Annotated in this window: 12 protein-coding genes and 1 pseudogene; 6 read left to right on the top strand and 7 right to left on the bottom strand. The window is 62.6% G+C overall.

Annotated features, from left to right (window positions below):
• The first annotated feature begins 858 nt into the window (after positions 1-858).
• From LB543_RS24910 to LB543_RS24895, 4 genes are all read left to right on the top strand, one after another.
• Positions 859-1,140 (top strand): hypothetical protein, encoded by a 282-nt coding sequence (locus LB543_RS24910; RefSeq protein WP_224616018.1) that lies wholly within the window; start codon positions 859-861, stop codon positions 1,138-1,140.
• 236 nt (positions 1,141-1,376) lie between these two features.
• Positions 1,377-1,607: a hypothetical protein gene (locus LB543_RS24905; RefSeq protein WP_224616016.1), complete on the top strand. Its 231-nt coding sequence runs from the start codon at positions 1,377-1,379 to the stop codon at positions 1,605-1,607.
• The gene (locus LB543_RS24900; protein ID WP_224616014.1) at positions 1,604-2,053 is read left to right on the top strand and encodes a hypothetical protein; all 450 of its coding nucleotides are present in this window, start codon (positions 1,604-1,606) and stop codon (positions 2,051-2,053) included. Before LB543_RS24905 ends, LB543_RS24900 begins: the two co-directional genes overlap by 4 nt.
• A 209-nt stretch (positions 2,054-2,262) precedes the next feature.
• Positions 2,263-2,526, top strand: coding sequence for a hypothetical protein (locus tag LB543_RS24895; RefSeq protein ID WP_318013008.1), 264 nt, complete (start codon positions 2,263-2,265; stop codon positions 2,524-2,526).
• 28 nt (positions 2,527-2,554) lie between these two features.
• On the opposite strand, the gene LB543_RS24890 is transcribed toward LB543_RS24895, so the two are convergent.
• The 4 genes and pseudogenes from LB543_RS24890 to LB543_RS24875 form a co-directional block, all read right to left on the bottom strand.
• Positions 2,555-4,174 (bottom strand): ABC transporter ATP-binding protein, encoded by a 1,620-nt coding sequence (locus LB543_RS24890; RefSeq protein ID WP_140811802.1) that lies wholly within the window; start codon positions 4,172-4,174, stop codon positions 2,555-2,557.
• 17 nt (positions 4,175-4,191) lie between these two features.
• Entirely contained in the window at positions 4,192-5,313 is a 1,122-nt protein-coding gene (locus LB543_RS24885; RefSeq protein WP_224616012.1) for an ABC transporter permease, read from the bottom strand.
• Positions 5,306-6,229 carry an ABC transporter permease subunit gene (locus LB543_RS24880; RefSeq protein ID WP_224616011.1) on the bottom strand — a complete coding sequence of 308 codons (924 nt, stop codon included), beginning with the start codon at positions 6,227-6,229 and terminating at the stop codon, positions 5,306-5,308. Before LB543_RS24880 ends, LB543_RS24885 begins: the two co-directional genes overlap by 8 nt.
• A gap of 416 nt (positions 6,230-6,645) precedes the next feature.
• A pseudogene (locus tag LB543_RS24875) lies at positions 6,646-7,791 on the bottom strand (peptide ABC transporter substrate-binding protein); the annotation flags it as partial.
• Between the two features lie 478 nt (positions 7,792-8,269).
• On the opposite strand from LB543_RS24875, the gene LB543_RS24870 reads away from it, so the two are divergent.
• Entirely contained in the window at positions 8,270-8,716 is a 447-nt protein-coding gene (locus LB543_RS24870; protein WP_318013009.1) for a TadE/TadG family type IV pilus assembly protein, read from the top strand.
• Entirely contained in the window at positions 8,717-10,474 is a 1,758-nt protein-coding gene (locus LB543_RS24865; RefSeq protein WP_224616005.1) for a TadG family pilus assembly protein, read from the top strand.
• Between the two features lie 28 nt (positions 10,475-10,502).
• On the opposite strand, the gene LB543_RS24860 is transcribed toward LB543_RS24865, so the two are convergent.
• The 3 genes from LB543_RS24860 to LB543_RS24850 are packed head-to-tail and all read right to left on the bottom strand — an operon-like array spanning position 10,503 to position 15,814.
• Positions 10,503-12,137 carry an alpha-glucosidase family protein gene (locus tag LB543_RS24860; RefSeq protein WP_224616003.1) on the bottom strand — a complete coding sequence of 545 codons (1,635 nt, stop codon included), beginning with the start codon at positions 12,135-12,137 and terminating at the stop codon, positions 10,503-10,505.
• Positions 12,127-14,130 (bottom strand): glycogen debranching protein GlgX, encoded by a 2,004-nt coding sequence (glgX, locus tag LB543_RS24855; RefSeq protein WP_224616001.1) that lies wholly within the window; start codon positions 14,128-14,130, stop codon positions 12,127-12,129. The genes LB543_RS24860 and glgX overlap by 11 nt, the downstream gene beginning before the upstream one ends.
• A gap of 55 nt (positions 14,131-14,185) precedes the next feature.
• Positions 14,186-15,814 (bottom strand): alpha-D-glucose phosphate-specific phosphoglucomutase, encoded by a 1,629-nt coding sequence (locus LB543_RS24850; RefSeq protein ID WP_224616000.1) that lies wholly within the window; start codon positions 15,812-15,814, stop codon positions 14,186-14,188.
• Between the last annotated feature and the right edge of the window lie 2 nt (positions 15,815-15,816).

Genomic DNA, 15,816 nt, shown 5'->3' with positions numbered 1-15,816 from the left:
CGTTCGGGACGAGGGGGTCGCAGGTTCAAATCCTGCCACTCCGACCAGAAAAAACAATGTGTTAGCGCATCCCGACTTTGGCGCCACCCTAGATTCACCTGAGATAGAGCTCTGGTCCGGGCTGATGCCTGTTCCTTCGGGACAGGAAACGGACACGAAATCCCTTTCCTCTCACGACGCATGGGCAACGAAGTTCCTCCCATCGTGCCGGTCAATCCGCGGGGGCGTTCGCTGTCACTGATCACACTCCGACGGGGCGCGCGGTGTGCGTCGTCGCCTAGCGGAGGCCGAAAAAGCTCAATATCGCTATCACGATGACCACCGCTCCCACGAGCCAAATTATATTGTTCATGATCTCTCTCCTGTTGCTCGATGAGCCCGCGCCTCTGGCCGAGGACGCGGGCCGATCAGCCTTTGCCTGCTGATCTTCAGCGGACCTCAAACCGTGATGCCTGCTGTCGAGATAAAACCATTAGTTTTACCTAATGTTCCGCCGCTGACAGGATTTCGAAATGGCCGAGCGGACTGCTTTTGTGGGGCAGAGACAGATTGGTCCTCACAGCACCAGCCGCGCTTGCCTGCCCGCGCGGACGACGGACGACGGACGATGCGGCAGCGTAACTGCCCGGGAGGACCAATCGTAATTGTAGAAAAGGCGATATCGCGATCATCCCTGAGCTAGGAACCGCAGGAGTCTACCGCCGAATATTGCGATTTTTCTCCAGGTCTGGTCGCGCGATGCGATGGCCGGCCCTTCGCGTTGCCCCAGGTCCCGGTTGTCCCGCGAAACCCGGAACCAAAGAGATCAGCAGCAGTTGTATCCAACGAAGGGCTAATCAAGGCATTGGAGAAATTGCAATGAAAACAATGATCATTTGCGCCTTGGCGCTTTCGGTGGGAATGCCCACCCTGGCTTCGGCCGCCGAGGCTGACGTTGTCATCAGGACCCATCATCGACATCATAACCACGTCAGGATCATCAATGAGGAGGGCCAGCGGCTCCATCACCGTCACCACGGAACCATCGCCTTCTACGACCAGGGGCGTAGGCATCATCGTCGAGATACCGTCGTTGTCACCGGCTCCGTCTCCACTCACCGCCACCATCGTCCGGTGGTAATGGAAAACGGCGGTTACTGATCGCCGCCTGGTGGCTCGGCTCTCGATCAAGCCTGGCCACCAGACGACTTTTCCCTGGCACGCTACACGCGCACGCTTCATGCGCGGTCCGGGCTCCGCGCCGGCAAGACCCTTGCGTCTTGGTGCAAGACTTAAGTCCCTCGTCCCACCAGACCGAAGCCCAGCCCTGGAACGTTTGCCCGCGCTCCAAGTTCGGTTGATTGGGCGCAAGGGCCATCAAAACGAAGCGGAAATGGATGACCACCACAATCTCGAATCGTGACAACGCAAGATCCGATGCCTTGCAGCTGCGAGTGGCAGATCTCAGGAGCAGGATGCGCGACGCGCGCATCACCGAGGGCGAAATCAAGACCTTCCAAAAGGTCGCGGCCGTAATGGAGGACGGTCAAGGCCGGATCGATGGCGACGATCTGATCGCCGCATCCTTCGTTATCGACGTGGTGGCGGATACGACATGCCCTGAATGACCATGCCAACAATCAGCAGGCTTTTTGACTCCCATGCCGAAGCAGCCCGGATCGCCGGCAACCTTCTGGCGGCCGGGGTTCCTCGCGTACAGATCGCCATCATCGGGCCCTACCACGACGAGATCGGCGTCCTGAAGTCTCCCGCCGTCATGCTTGGCGCTGCCGCCGGGCTGTTGGCGTGCCTGGGCGCTTTTGCTGTTTACGACATCAATTCTTTCCCAACCAGCCTGTCGGCGATAGCCCTGACAGGCATGTTCTGCGGCTGCGTCCTCGGCGGGTTGCTCGGAGCCTTGGTCGCGGACACCGGAAGGCCTGAGCGTCGAAGCGTCGGCGAAGGGATTGTTCTGGTGACGGCCCATGTCGATGAGAACGCGACCGATATTGCCCAAATGGTGCTCGGCGGCGGTTGTGTCCCCGTGAACGGATTGGCCGCCGAAGCAGCATAATAATTTCGATGACATTGAATAGACGGCCGAGCGCGAGCACTGGCCGGCTGTTCAAATTTTGACGAAATGGGCATCGGCCCTAGTTTGATCGATGAATATGAGGGAGCCGGTAAAACGGCGAACCGGACGCGGACATGAATTTGATCTCGACGACAGGGTCGGCACCGGTTCTTCTGGCTGCGATGTCTCTTGTTGCCGGATGCTCATCAATGGGCAGGGCGGCCGATCCGGCCAAATACGAGAGCATGACCTGCACGGAGCTCAACAGCGCCGTGGGAAGCAACGCGAGCGACATCTCGCAAGCCGCGATCACCCGCGGCAAGGTCGCCAACACCAGCGTGCCGCGTTGGCTGCTTGGCGGAACGAGCGTGAAGATGGCGGTCGCCAACCGTGAAACGGCCAGGATCGACCAGTTGAAGCGACAGCAGGATGCCGCTGTCGCCGTACGCGCACGCAAGTGCGCGGCCGGCTGAGCGAACAGGCCTCACCTACAGTGGCTTATCACGCGCTCAACCGGAATCGCGTGACGTCGATCGCGGCATTCATCAGCGTCTGCGTATAAGGCGCTTGCGGGTTGCTGAAGATGGCCTCGGTCGGCCCCTCCTCGACGATCTTGCCTTGCTTCATGACGATGATGTAATCGGCCATGGCGCGCACCACCGCCAGGTCGTGGCTGATGAACAGGTAAGACAGTTCGTGGTCGGCCTGAAGCTTGCGCAGCAGTTCCACGATCTGTTTCTGCACCGAGCGGTCGAGCGCCGAGGTCGGCTCGTCCAGCACCACCATCTTCGGCTTCAGGATCATGGCGCGGGCAATGGCGATGCGTTGCCGTTGTCCGCCGGAAAATTCGTGCGGGTAGCGGTTGCGGGCGTTGGGGTCGAGCCCGACTTCGCGCAGGGCCTCGACCGCACGCTGGTCGCGCTGCTTTCCCGAAAGGTTCGGCTCATGCACCAGCAGCCCTTCGGTGATGACCTGGCCGACGGTCATGCGTGGCGACAGCGAACCGAAGGGATCCTGGAAGACGAGCTGCATCTGGCGCCGCAGGGGCCGCATCTGCTGCCGGTCGGCCGTGGAAATGTCGCGATCGCCGAACCGAATGAGCCCATCGCTCGGCAACAGCCGCAGCAAGGCGCGGCCGAGCGTCGATTTGCCCGAGCCGGATTCGCCGACGATGCCGATGGTCTGGTTGCGTTGCAACCGGATCGAGATGTGATCGACCGCACGCAGCATCAGCGGTTCACCGGCGAGAAACCCGCCGCCGATCCTGAATGTGACTTCGACATTCCTGCCTTCGAGCACCACGGGCGCGTTGGCTGGCGGAGGCGCCTTGGTTCCCGTCGGCTCGGCCGCCAGCAGCATCTTGGTGTAGGCATGCTGGGGGTTGGCGAAGATCGCTTCCGCCTCGCCTTCCTCGACGACCTCGCCCTGGCGCATGACGTAGACCCGGTCGGCGAAGCGCCGCACGATGCCAAGATCGTGGGTGATGAAGACGATCGCCATGCCGAGCTTGCGCTGCAGCTCGGCCAGAAGCATCAGGATCTGTGCCTGGATGGTCACGTCGAGCGCCGTCGTCGGCTCGTCGGCGATCAGGATGTCGGGGTCGTTGGCGAGCGCCATGGCGATCATCACGCGCTGGCGCTGGCCGCCGGACATCTCGTGCGGATAGGATTTCATCCGCCGTTCCGGATCGGGAATATGGACGAGCCGCAGCAGCTTGAGCGCCTCTTCATGCGCCTCTGTGGCGCTCAGGCCCCGATGCCGGCGTATCGGCTCGATCAGCTGGTTGCCGATCGAATAGAGCGGATCGAGCGAGGTCATCGGTTCCTGGAAGATCATGCTGATCTTGCGGCCGCGGACCTTGTTCAGCTCGGATTTGCTCATTGTGAGCAAGTTTCGGCCGCGATAGTCGACATGGCCCGACGCTTCGCCGTTGGAGGCCAGCAGGCTCATCGCCGCCATCATCGTCTGGCTCTTGCCGGAGCCGGATTCGCCGACGACGGCAACGGTTTCGCCCGCGTTGACGTGGATGTTGATACCCTTCACCGCCTCGACCGCGCCATCGAGCGTGCGGAAGCGGACGCGCAGGTCCTTGACGCTGAGGATCGTTTCGGGAGTGGCCATGTCAGCGATCCCCATCTTTATCGATCCCTCGGGTCGAGTGCGTCGCGCAGGCCGTCGCCGACGAAGTTCAGGGCGAACAGCGTCGAGACGAGGAAGAAGGCGGGAAACAGGAGCAGCCAGTTGGCAGTGCCGATGTTCTTGGCGCCGACCGAGATCAGCACGCCCCAGCTGGTCATCGGCTCCTGGATGCCGAGACCGAGGAACGACAGGAAACTTTCCAGGATGATGACCTGCGGCACCAGCAGCGTCATGTAGATCACCACGGGGCCAAGCAGGTTGGGGATGACATGGCGCAGCAGGATGCCGCGCTGGCCGATCCCCATGGCTTCCGCCGCCTGGACATATTCCTGCCGGCGAATCGACAGCGCCTGCCCGCGCACGATGCGCGCCATGTCCAGCCACAGCACCGCACCGACCGCCAGGAACATCAGCACGAAGTTGCGGCCGAAGAACACCACCAGCATGATGACGAAGAAGATGAACGGCAAGGAATAGAGCACATCGACGATGCGCATCATCACCTCGTCGACCTTGCCGCCGGAAAAGCCGGCGGCGGCGCCATAGATCACACCAATCACCACCGCCACGATGCCCGCGAGCAGGCCGATGGCAAGCGAGATGCGCCCGGCCATCAGCGTGCGCGACAAGAGATCGCGGCCGGTGTTGTCGGTTCCGAACAGGAAATACTGCTGCTTGACCGATGCGCTCATCGTCACTTCGAGGCCGTCGGGCGACTTGCTCTCGATCTTGGTGTCGTCGAAGGCATCGGACCGGTCGAGGTAGCGGATGTTGCGGTCGTCGATCGGCTTGGTCGACTTGACCGTGACGAAGACCTGATTGCCCTCCTGGTGCCACTCCTTGATGTCGACCCGCATGCGTTTGATCGCTTCGGTGAGCGCCGTCTCGATCATATCGGGTTTCGGGTAGGCCGACAGGCTTGGCGGCATGCGCACATAGTCGGCGTAGATGGTCGTGTATTGATGCGGCACGAACCAGGGGCCGAAGACGCTGACGAACCCGATCAGAACGAGGTAGTAGAGGCTGAACATGGCGGCGCGGTTGGCCTTGAGGCGCGCCCAGGCATCGCCCCAAAGGGAACGACCAACGATGGCGGGAGCCGTGGCTGCGATGTCAGTCATAGCGCACCCTCGGGTCGACGACCGCGTACATGACGTCGACGATCAGGTTGAAGACGATGGTGAAAATGGCGATCACCACCACCGTTCCCATCACCAGCGTGTAATCGCGGTTGAGCGCGGCATCGACGAAATAGCGGCCGACGCCCGGAATGGAGAAGATCGTCTCGACGATGACCGACCCGGTCAGCAGCGCCGCCGCCGCCGGGCCGGTGAAGGAGACGATCGGCAGAATGGCGCCGCGCAGCGCGTGCTTGACCACCACCGACCAGTCGGAGAGGCCGAGCGCGCGCGCCGTTCGGATATGATGGGATCGCAGAGATTCGATCATCGAGCCGCGCATCAGGCGGGCAACGATGGCGATCTGCGGCAAGGCAAGCGTTAGCACCGGACCGATCTTGTTTATGAAGGCGCCGTCGCCCCATCCCCCGATCGGCAAAAGCTTCCAGGTCAGCCCGAAGACGAGTTGGATCACCGGCGCGATGACGAAGGTGGGGATTGTGCTGCCGGCGGTCGCCAGCGCAATCACCGTATAGTCGCCAAGCTTGTTCTGGTTGAGCGCGGCAATGGTGCCGAGCACGCTGCCGAGCAGGAGCGCCAGGGTCAGCGCCGAGGCACCGAGCTGGACGGAAATGGGCAGGCCCTTGGCAAACAGTTCGGTGACGGTGAAGTCCGGCATGTTGTAGCTCGGGCCGAAATTGCCGCGTAAGAGATTGCCGAGATAGTGGACATATTGCAGCCAGAGCGGATCGTTGAGGCCGAACTGGGCTTCAAGATTGGCCTTGATCTCGGGGCTCAGCCCCCGCTCCTGGTTGAATGGACCGCCTGGCGCGACGCGCATCAGGAAGAACGCCATCGTCACGATGACGAACAGCGTCGGGATGGCGGTCAAAAGCCGCCGGAATACGTATCGCAGCATCGGTGCCCCGCTTGATCCGGAGCACGCGCGTCCACTCGGACGATTGCGCTCCAGCCTTCAAATCTTCGCACCGAACCTTCCGAAAACCGATTCCGTTTCCCGGGCCGATGCGATGGCAAACCAGCGCCGCCGCGCATTCGGTTGCGCGGCGGCTTGGCCAGGGATCAGTCCTTGCTGATGAAGCGAGACGGATGCACGTCCATCACGTTGTCGACGAAGCCATGCAGCTTCGAGGAAACGATGTCGTGGTAGCTGTAGTAGAGAAGCGGGATCTGGCCGACATCGTCGATGAGGATGCGCTCGGCCTCGGAGAGGTCCTTCATGCGCTCTTCAGGCTTTCCGCCGGCGGCCGCGGCCTTGTCCATTGCCGCTTCGAACGCGGGGCTGTTGTAGTTCGAATAGTTGTTGCCGCTGGCCTTGCGTGTGATGCCGAGGAAAGTTTCCGGATCCTTGTAGTCGGCAATCCAGCCGGCACGCGCCACGTCATAATCACCCTTTTGCTCGAGGAATGAGTAGTGGGTCTTGGTGTCGGTGTTGAGCAGCGTGACGTCGACGCCAAGCGGCTTCAACTGCTCCTGGATCGCCACCGCCGTGTTCTTGTGATTTTCCGAGGTGTTGTAGCGGATCTCCATCTTCAGCGGATGCTCGGGCGTGTAGCCAAGCTTCTCGAGGATTTTCTTGGCCGCGTCCTCGCGGTCGATCTGCGGCATGTCGGCGTATTTGGCCATTGCGGGCGTGTAGCCCTCGATGCCGGGCGGCACCATCGAATAGCCGGGCAGCATCGAGTTCTGCCAGACCTTTTCGGCGATGAAGTCACGGTCGATCGCCATCGAGATGGCATTGCGCAGTTCGGGGTTGTTCCACGGCGCCTTGTCGGTCTTGATCGCATAATAGTAGGTGCCGAGATACGGCCCGACATGGATCTGGTCGCCGAACTTGGTCTTGAGGTCGGCGAGTTGTTCGGTCGGCAGATCGTCGTAGGAGTCGAGTTCGCCGGCCTCGAAGCGCTTCATCGCCGATGAACGATCCTCGGTCGGAATGTAGTTTACAACGTCGAACTTGACCGTCGCGGCGTCCCAGAATTTCGGATTCTTGACCAGTTTCATGTGATCGTTGGGAACCCATTCGGCCAGCGTATAGGCGCCGTTCGAAACCAGGTTGCCGGGCTTGATCCAGTCGGCGCCGAGCTTTTCAATCGAGGCCTTGCTGACCGGATAGGTCGCCTGATGGGTCAGCATCTCCAGGAAGTAAGGCGTCGGCGCTTTCAGCGTCACTTCCAGGGTGTTGGCGTCGATCGCCTTCACACCCATCTCCTCCGGCTTGCCCTTCTTGGTGTTGACGTCCTCCGCACCCTTCACCGGGTACAGCATCGATGCGTATTCGGCGCCGGTCGCCGGGTCCTCCAGCCGGCGGAAGGAGTAGACGAAGTCGTCAGCCGTCACCGGGCTGCCATCCGACCACATGCCATCCTTGCGCAGCTTGAAGGTGTATACCGTGCCGTCATCCGATACCGTCCAGCTTTCGGCGGCGCCCGGGATGACGTTGGCCTTCTCATCCTGCATGACCAGTCCCTGGAACAGGTCACGCAGCACATTGGCCTCGTAGACGGTCGAGGTCTTGTGCGGGTCGACCGACTCCGATTCAGCCGCGGTGCCCCTGTTGTAGACGCTCTCGGCGAAGGCCGGGGCCATGAACGTGCCGGCAGCCAAGGTCATGGTCGTGGCGAATACCGTCGCCTTCAGCATGTTTTTCAGCATGAAGTTCTCCCTGTCGGCGCTGCCATCGGCGCGCCTTTGCGTGTTGACGCCCCGGAACCGATGTCTGGTTCCTTTGAGCGCGCCGCCGGTTCCCTCCGGCGGCTGGTGGCAGGAGACTAGACAGGAGGTAAGCTCTTTTCAACCGAGTACTGATTGACCCTAAGTCAATCCCCGTTATCGAAGAAGCAACGGCTAAATTAGAATGTCATTTTCAATCGGCCACACCCTTTGGTTGTGCCCGGAGTTTTCGCTTTTTGCATGCGAACTTGAGCATGCTGGCGCCATGGTTCACTACCTCATTTCCAAGGCCCGAAGGCGCCAATTCCGAACAGACAATTCGGGAACCTCAGCGGTCGAGTTCGCCCTGCTGTCGCCGCTCTTCATGCTTCTCTTGCTCGGGATGGTTGCATACGGCATCTATTTTGGAGCAGCCAACTCGATCCAGCAAATTGCAGCCGACGCTGCCCGTACGGCCCTTGCCGGGGTGAACCAAACCGAACGGCAGACGCTCGTGGCCAGCTACCTCGCCAACAACGGCAGCGGTTACCCCTTCGTGGACGCCAGCAAACTGATCTACCAGGCCAATGACAGCGTGGCCGACGGAAGCCAGTTCGTGGTGTCCATCTCCTACGACGCCCGCAACCTGCCGATCTGGAATCTGTTCCTGGGCATAGCGATGCCAGGGACGACCATCAAGCGTCAGTCAACGATCAGGGTCGGGGGTATCTGAATGCCGCAGCGGGCGGGCAAGGGCATCGGCCGGCTTGCACGGTCGATGGTAGGAGACAGGAAGGCGAACTTCGCCGTCATGACCGCATTGAGCGCTCCGGTTGCATTGGCGCTGGCAGCTGTGGCCATAGATGAAGCCTCCATCTACACCGAGCGCCGGGAAGCCCAGGCGATGGTCGACCTGGCGGCGATCACCGCCGCCTCGAACATCAACAACGTCAACACAGCGGTCGTCACCACGCTCACCGACAACGGCATGCCGGGCGTCGTCGTTCAAGGCTCGGGCCAGACCATCCCAGCAGCCGCCGGGAAGACGGTGGTGACGGTTACGCAGGGCCGATATGCGTCATCGACCGCCAATGTCGGCCAGCGCTTCCAGGCGGGCGTGACGCCTTACAATGCCGTCCGGGTCACTTTGGCGAAGATCCCCAAGCGCTACTTCGCAAGCTCGCTGATTCCCACTCCGGTCATCGGCACCCAAGCGACCGCCAGCATGACGCCGCAGGCGACATTCTCGGTCGGGTCGAGATTGCTCAGCGTGAATGGCGGCATCCTCAACGCACTTTTGAGCGGACTTCTCGGCGGCAACATCTCGCTCAGCGTCATGGATTACAACGGGCTGATCTCGGACGATGTCAGCGTGCTTTCCTTCGTCGGTGCGCTCGGCACACAACTGAACATCACGGCCGGCACCTATTCCGACGTTCTGGCCTCGAAGGCGACCGTCGGCCAGATCGCCACGGCCATGGCCAATGTTCCTGGCCTCGGCAACACCGCCAAGGTCGCCCTGCAGACCATCGCCTCCAAGTCGACCAGCACCGTCAAGATACCGCTCAGCAGTCTTGTCGACCTTGGTTCCGTCGGCAGCCTGGGCCTTGGGCAACAGCCATCCGGCCTTGGCGTGGACGCAAGCGCCATGGGGATGCTGACGGCGGCGGCCGTACTCGCCAACGGCACCAACCAGGCCGCGGTCGATCTCGGCGCCACCATCCCGGGACTGCTCTCCACCAAGCTCAGCATCGCCATCGGGGAGCCGATCCAATCCTCGCCATGGCTGGCGCTCGATGGCATCGGCACTGTCGTGCGGACCGCCCAGACCCGTGTCAAACTGACGGCCTCGGTCGGTATCGGCACGCCCGGCCTGGCCGGCGGCATCAGCCTGCTCGCAGTCAATCTGCCGCTCAACGTGGAAGTCGCCTATGCCGAGGCCAAGCTGACCGACATCACCTGTCCGACAGGGCCGTCCAGCATCAGCGTTTCCATCGCCGCGCACCCCGGCATTGCCCAGTTGAACCTGGCCAACAGCAACAATCCGTCCGGCTTCGCCGATTTCAGCCAGCCGCAGACCTTTACGAACGCGGACATCGCCGATGTTAAGCTGCTGTTGATGCCGTTGATTCAGGTGATGGGTTCGGCCGCGACCGCGATCACCAACAACAGCCCGCAGACCCTGACCTTCAACGCGACCGACATCGCCAACAAGACGGTGAAGACCGTTTCGACGCGAAACATCTCGCAGTCGCTCACCACGTCGCTGGTCAACAACCTGTCGCTTTCGGCCAATGTGCTTGGCCTTGGGATCGATGTGACCGCCCTGCTCGGAACAGTCAAACCAGCGGTGGTGGCCCTGCTCAACACCGTGACGGCTCCGGTCGACGACCTGCTCTACAATGTGCTGTCAGTCCTGGGCGTCGGTGTCGGCCAGGCCGACGTGCGCGTCACCGGTGCGACCTGCGGACGGGCAGTGCTCGTTCAGTAGGACCGCTTGGCCACAACCGAAGCGCCAATCAGTCGAGCCGACCGAGGAAGCAGCCGAGAGCCGGCAGCGAGAGCGCGTTTTCCCCAACAGCCGCAGTGCCGCCCGGGACGGCCGCGACAGTTCCGATATCCTCAGGCAACGGCCAAGTCGCCGGCTCTCCGGCGAAATTGAAGACACAGAGCAGCCTTTCTCCGCCACCCTCGCGGATGAAGGCGAGCACGTCGCCCTCGGTGTCGAGAAAGCTGATCGACCCACCGACCAGCGCAGGGTGCTGTTTACGCAAAGCGAGCGCCGAGCGGTAGGCCGACAGCACTGATTGCTCCTCGCCGTTCTGCACATCGACCGCGCGGGCGCGATGGCTTGCCGGCACAGGCAGCCAGGGTTTTGCGGTGGAAAAGCCCGCATTGTCGGTGCCTGCCTCCCAGACCATCGGCGTGCGGCAGCCATCCCTGCCCTTCACGCCGGGCCAGAAACGGATGCCGACGGGGTCGCGCAGATCCTGGTAGGCAAGCTCGGCTTCCTCAAGGCCGAGCTCCTCGCCCTGATAGAGGCAGATCGAACCGCGCAGGCAGGCGAGCAGCATGATCGAGAATTTGGCCACCAGGTCGGGATCGCCACCCGGCCGCGTCCAGCGGCTGACATGGCGCACCACGTCATGGTTGGAAAATGCCCAGCAGACCCAGCCGTCGGCAACCGCGCTTTCGAAGGCCTCGACACAGCCGCGTACATGCGCCGCCGAAAACTGCGAACCGAGCAGGTCGAAAGTGTAGCTCATCTGAAGCTTGTCGCCGCCGGAGGTGTAGGCGGCGAGCGTCTGCAGCGAGCGGCCTTCATCGCCGATCTCGCCGACGGCGGCGCGGCCCTCATACTCGTCCAGCAATGCCCGGAAGCGCTTGAGGAACGCCAGGTTTTCCGGCTGCGTCTTGTCGAACAGATGCTCCTGATAGAGGTAGGTATTGGTCTCCGTGTTGGTGCCGGCAACGCTCGAAGCCAAGGGCGGATTGCTGCGCAGCCAGCGGTCGTGGACATAATAATTGACCGTGTCGAGCCGGAAGCCGTCGACACCGCGCTCCAACCAGAACCGCACCGTGTCCAGCAACGCGTCCTGGACGTCCGGGTTGTGGAAATTGAGATCCGGCTGCGAGGCGAGGAAATTGTGCATGTAATATTGCCGACGGCTCGCGCCCCACTCCCAGGATGGTCCCCCGAAGACCGACAACCAATTGTTGGGCGCGCCGCCGTCTGGCTTTGCGTCGGCCCAGACGTACCAGTCGGCCTTGGCATTGTCGCGGCTGGCGCGGCTTTCGATGAACCATTCATGCTTGTCGGATGAATGCGACAGCACCTGGTCAATGACGATCTTCAGGCCGAGCCTGTGCGCTTCGGCAACCAGCGCGTCGAAATCCGCCAACGTGCCGAACATCGGGTCGACGTCGCGATAATCCGATACATCATAGCCCATGTCGGCCATCGGCGACTTGAAAAAGGGCGACAGCCAGACGGCATCGACGCCGAGCGAAGCGATATGGGCGAGCCTCGACGTGATGCCGCCGAGATCGCCGCTACCATCGCCGGTGGTGTCCTGGAAAGAGCGCGGATAGACCTGGTAGATGACGCAGCCTCGCCACCACTCGGCTCCCTGCTCCACATTCTCACCGGTCATCAAAAACCCTCCTTGCGCCGCCGTTTCCGGTCCGGCGCTCGATCATGAAATTGACGCTGCGGCCCGGCAGCGGGCGCAGGAGGTCGATCGCCTGCGTCTCGATTGCCGGGCGCCACCGGAAGCCATCCCGCGCCGGCAAAGTGAAGACGCATTGGCGGCGGTCGCCATTGATCATGACGGCAAGCCTGCCATCCTCGCCGCCAAGCAGCATGACGAGGCGATGCCGGCTGGAGTCGTTCCAGCCGCTCTCGTCTAGCAGCTCCCCGGTTTCGGTCAGCCAAGCGACGTCGGGAACGCCCGAAGCCTCGGGTTCTCCGGTCAGGAAACGCGTGCCCGACAGTGCCGACACCGCCTGGCGAAGTTCCGCCAGCGCCGACGCGTAACGCTCCAGTGCCTGGTCGCGGCCTGCCCAGTCGAGCCAGGTGATGGCATTGTCCTGCGCATAGGCATTGTTGTTGCCCTCCTGGGTGCGGCCGAACTCGTCGCCTGCGGTCAGCATGATGGTGCCGCGAGAGGCGAACAGCGTGGCGAGCAGCGCGCTCTGGTCGTCGAAGCGCGCCTTGATGATCGCCACGTCGTCCGTCTCGCCTTCGGCGCCATTGTTCCAGGACAGGTTTTCGCTATGGCCGTCGCGGTTCTGCTCGCCATTGGCCGCGTTGTGCTTGCGCTCATAGGTGACAATGTCGGCCAGCGTCATGCCATCATGGGCGGCGATAAAGTTCACGCTGCGGCTTGTTGGCTCCCCTGCCCCGTTGAACACGTCGGACGAACCGGCAAGGCGCGTGGCGAGAGCACCGACCATGCCGGCATCGCCGCGCCAGAAACGTCTGACATCGTCGCGGTAGCGATCGTTCCACTCAAGGAACGGGGGCCGGAAATTGCCCAGTTGATAGCCGTTTGCCCCGATATCCCAAGGCTCGGCGATCAGCACGCGATCGCAAAGCAGCGGATCATGGGTGATGGCCCGCAGCAGCGGCGCTTCCGGATCGAAGGCGCCATCGACCCGGCCCAGCACCGGGGCCAGATCGAACCGGAAGCCGCCGACGCCGGCCTGGCGCACGAAATGACGGAGTGTGTCGAGCACCATTTCCCGCACCATCGGATGGTCGCAGGCGATGGTGTTGCCGGTGCCGGTATCATTGACCAGCCCGCCATCCGGCCGGTGCCGATAGTAGGCCTGGTTGTCGAGGCCGCGTAGCGAGAGCGTCGGCCCCAGCCTGTCGCTTTCGCCGGTGTGGTTGAAGACGAGATCGAGAATGGTGCCGATGCCAACCCGGCGCAGCGCGGCGACCGTGTCCTGCAATTCCGTCAGGCCGCCGGGCGCGAGGCGTGGGTCGAGTGCCATGAAGGTGACGGGATTGTAGCCCCAGGCGTTGCTCAAGCCCAGCGGCGGCAGATGCCGCTCGTCGATCGAAGCCGTCACCGGCATCAGTTCAACGGCGGAGACGCAGAGCCTTTGCAGATGCTCGATGATGGCCGGATGGGCAAGTGCGGCGATCGTACCGCGCTGTTCTTCCGGCACATCCGGGTGGAGCTTGGTGAAGGCGCGGACATTCAGTTCGTAGATCAGACCGCCCGGACGAAACAGCGGCGGCAGGATCGGTGGAGCCGTGGGCAAGGCCTTGGCCACGGTCTTGGGCATCAGCGACGCGGTGTCGGCGCCCTCATTGCGCCGCGCGGCGAGCCGCCAGTGATAGGCGTAGGGCCGGTCGATTTCGACGGCGTAAGGATCGGTCAGCAGCTTGTCGGGGTCGAACCACAGCCCACGCTCGGGTGCATAGTCCCCATCGGCTCGCAGGCCATAGCGCACGCCCGCGGTCAGGCCGGAGACGAAGAGTGCGTGCACGCCGTCGCCTTCCGGCTTCAGCTCCAGGCGATCGTGTTCGCGATTTCCGTGCTCGTCGAAGATCGAAACCCAGAGGCGACGGGCCGACGAGGACCATGCGGCGAAGCGGATGCCCTCGGGGGTGATGGTGGCGCCGAGCGACGTCATGCGCGCGCCTTCCCTTCTCCCCTTGTGGGAGAAGGGACGGCCTCATCCGCCACCCTCAAGTAATCACGCTGGGCTTGTTGCGGCCGGTGTGGCTCTTGATCCCGGCAATGTCGTCGGCGGCGGCGATGAGATCGGCGAGCGCCTCCTGTGTGTCGAGATCGTGCCTTGCCTTATCCGGCTCGTAGCGCTCGATATAGACGCGCAGGGTCGCGCCCGAAGTGCCGGTGCCGGAGAGGCGGAAGACGACGCGTGAGTCGCCTTCGAACAACACCCTTATGCCCTGGTGCTCGCTCGTCGAGCCGTCGACCGGGTCGTGATAGGCAAAATCGTCGGCATTGGCGATCTTCAGGCCACGAACGCTGGTGCCCGGCAGCGAGCCGAGCTTGGCCCTGAGTTCGTCGACCAGCGCATTGGCGCGCTCACTCTCGACCTCCTCATAGTCGTGCCGCGAATAGTAGTTGCGCCCATAGGCCGCCCAATGCTCGGTGACGACCTGCTTGCAGCTTTCGCCGCGCGCGGCCAGGATGTTGAGCCACAGGAGCACCGCCCACAGACCGTCCTTTTCGCGGACATGGTTGGAGCCGGTGCCGGCGCTTTCCTCACCGCAGATCGTCGCCATGCCGGCGTCGAGCAAATTGCCGAAGAACTTCCAGCCGGTCGGCGTCTCGTACATGCCGATACCGAGCTTGTGGGCAACGCGGTCGGCGGCACCGCTCGTCGGCATCGAACGGGCGATGCCTTTCAGCCCGTCCTTGTAGCCCGGCGCCAGGTGGGCATTGGCGGCGAGCATGGCGACCGAATCCGACGGGGTGACGAAAATACCCTTGCCGATGATCAAGTTGCGGTCGCCGTCACCATCGGATGCAGCGCCGAAATCCGGCGCATCCGGTCCCATCATCTCGTCATAGAGGTGCTTGGCATGGACCAGGTTGGGATCGGGGTGATGACCGCCGAAATCCGGCAACGGCTTGAAATTACGGCAGGTGCCGTTCGGTGCGCCGAGGCGGTTCTCGAGGATTTCCTTGGCGTAGGGTCCGGTCACCGCATGCATGGCGTCGAAGCGCATGCGAAAGCCCGACTTGAACAGTTTGCGCAGCGCATCGAAATCGAACAGGCTCTCCATCAGCTCGGCATAGTCGGTGACCGGATCGATGATCTCGACGGTCATGCCCGCAGCCTTGACGGTCCCGACCGTATCGATGTCGATCGGATCGATGTCGGCGATCTTGAAACTCGATATCGCCTTGGTCTTGGCGAAGATGGCGTCGGTCAGCTTTTCAGGCGCCGGGCCGCCATTGCCGGCATTGTACTTGATGCCGAAGTCCTCATGCGGGCCGCCGGGATTGTGGCTGGCCGACAGGATGATGCCGCCGAAGGTCTTGTATTTGCGGATGACATGCGAAGCGGCCGGCGTCGACAGGATCCCGCCCTGCCCGACCATCACCTTGCCGAAACCGTTGGCTGCGGCCATGGCAATGGCCTTCTGGATGACCTCGCGGTTGTAGTAGCGGCCGTCGCCGCCGATCACCAGGGTCTTGCCGGCAAATCCGTCGAGCGCGTCGAAGATCGACTGGATGAAGTTCTCGGCATAGTGCTCCTGCTGGAACACCGGCACCTTCTTGCGCAGTCCCGACGTGCCGGGCTTCTGGTCGGAATAGGGCTTGGTGGGAACGGTGCGTATCATGC

It is taken from the genome of Mesorhizobium sp. ESP7-2, from assembly GCF_020164715.1.
Classification (GTDB): Bacteria; Pseudomonadota; Alphaproteobacteria; order Rhizobiales; family Rhizobiaceae; genus Mesorhizobium.
The sequence above is the reverse complement of the archived record's forward strand: the minus strand, read 5'-3'. Positions and strand labels throughout refer to the sequence as shown.

What these genes read in the sequence shown, in the direction of transcription:
- LB543_RS24910 (WP_224616018.1), top strand. Translation starts at nt 859, where the DNA reads ATGAAAACAATGATCATTTGCGCCTTGGCGCTTTCGGTGGGAATGCCC.
- LB543_RS24905 (WP_224616016.1), top strand. Translation starts at nt 1,377, where the DNA reads ATGACCACCACAATCTCGAATCGTGACAACGCAAGATCCGATGCCTTG.
- LB543_RS24900 (WP_224616014.1), top strand. Translation starts at nt 1,604, where the DNA reads ATGACCATGCCAACAATCAGCAGGCTTTTTGACTCCCATGCCGAAGCA.
- LB543_RS24895 (WP_318013008.1), top strand. Translation starts at nt 2,263, where the DNA reads ATGGGCAGGGCGGCCGATCCGGCCAAATACGAGAGCATGACCTGCACG.
- LB543_RS24890 (WP_140811802.1), bottom strand. Translation starts at nt 4,174, where the DNA reads ATGGCCACTCCCGAAACGATCCTCAGCGTCAAGGACCTGCGCGTCCGC.
- LB543_RS24885 (WP_224616012.1), bottom strand. Translation starts at nt 5,313, where the DNA reads ATGACTGACATCGCAGCCACGGCTCCCGCCATCGTTGGTCGTTCCCTT.
- LB543_RS24880 (WP_224616011.1), bottom strand. Translation starts at nt 6,229, where the DNA reads ATGCTGCGATACGTATTCCGGCGGCTTTTGACCGCCATCCCGACGCTG.
- LB543_RS24870 (WP_318013009.1), top strand. Translation starts at nt 8,270, where the DNA reads ATGGTTCACTACCTCATTTCCAAGGCCCGAAGGCGCCAATTCCGAACA.
- LB543_RS24865 (WP_224616005.1), top strand. Translation starts at nt 8,717, where the DNA reads ATGCCGCAGCGGGCGGGCAAGGGCATCGGCCGGCTTGCACGGTCGATG.
- LB543_RS24860 (WP_224616003.1), bottom strand. Translation starts at nt 12,137, where the DNA reads ATGACCGGTGAGAATGTGGAGCAGGGAGCCGAGTGGTGGCGAGGCTGC.
- glgX (WP_224616001.1), bottom strand. Translation starts at nt 14,130, where the DNA reads ATGACGTCGCTCGGCGCCACCATCACCCCCGAGGGCATCCGCTTCGCC.
- LB543_RS24850 (WP_224616000.1), bottom strand. Translation starts at nt 15,814, where the DNA reads ATGATACGCACCGTTCCCACCAAGCCCTATTCCGACCAGAAGCCCGGC.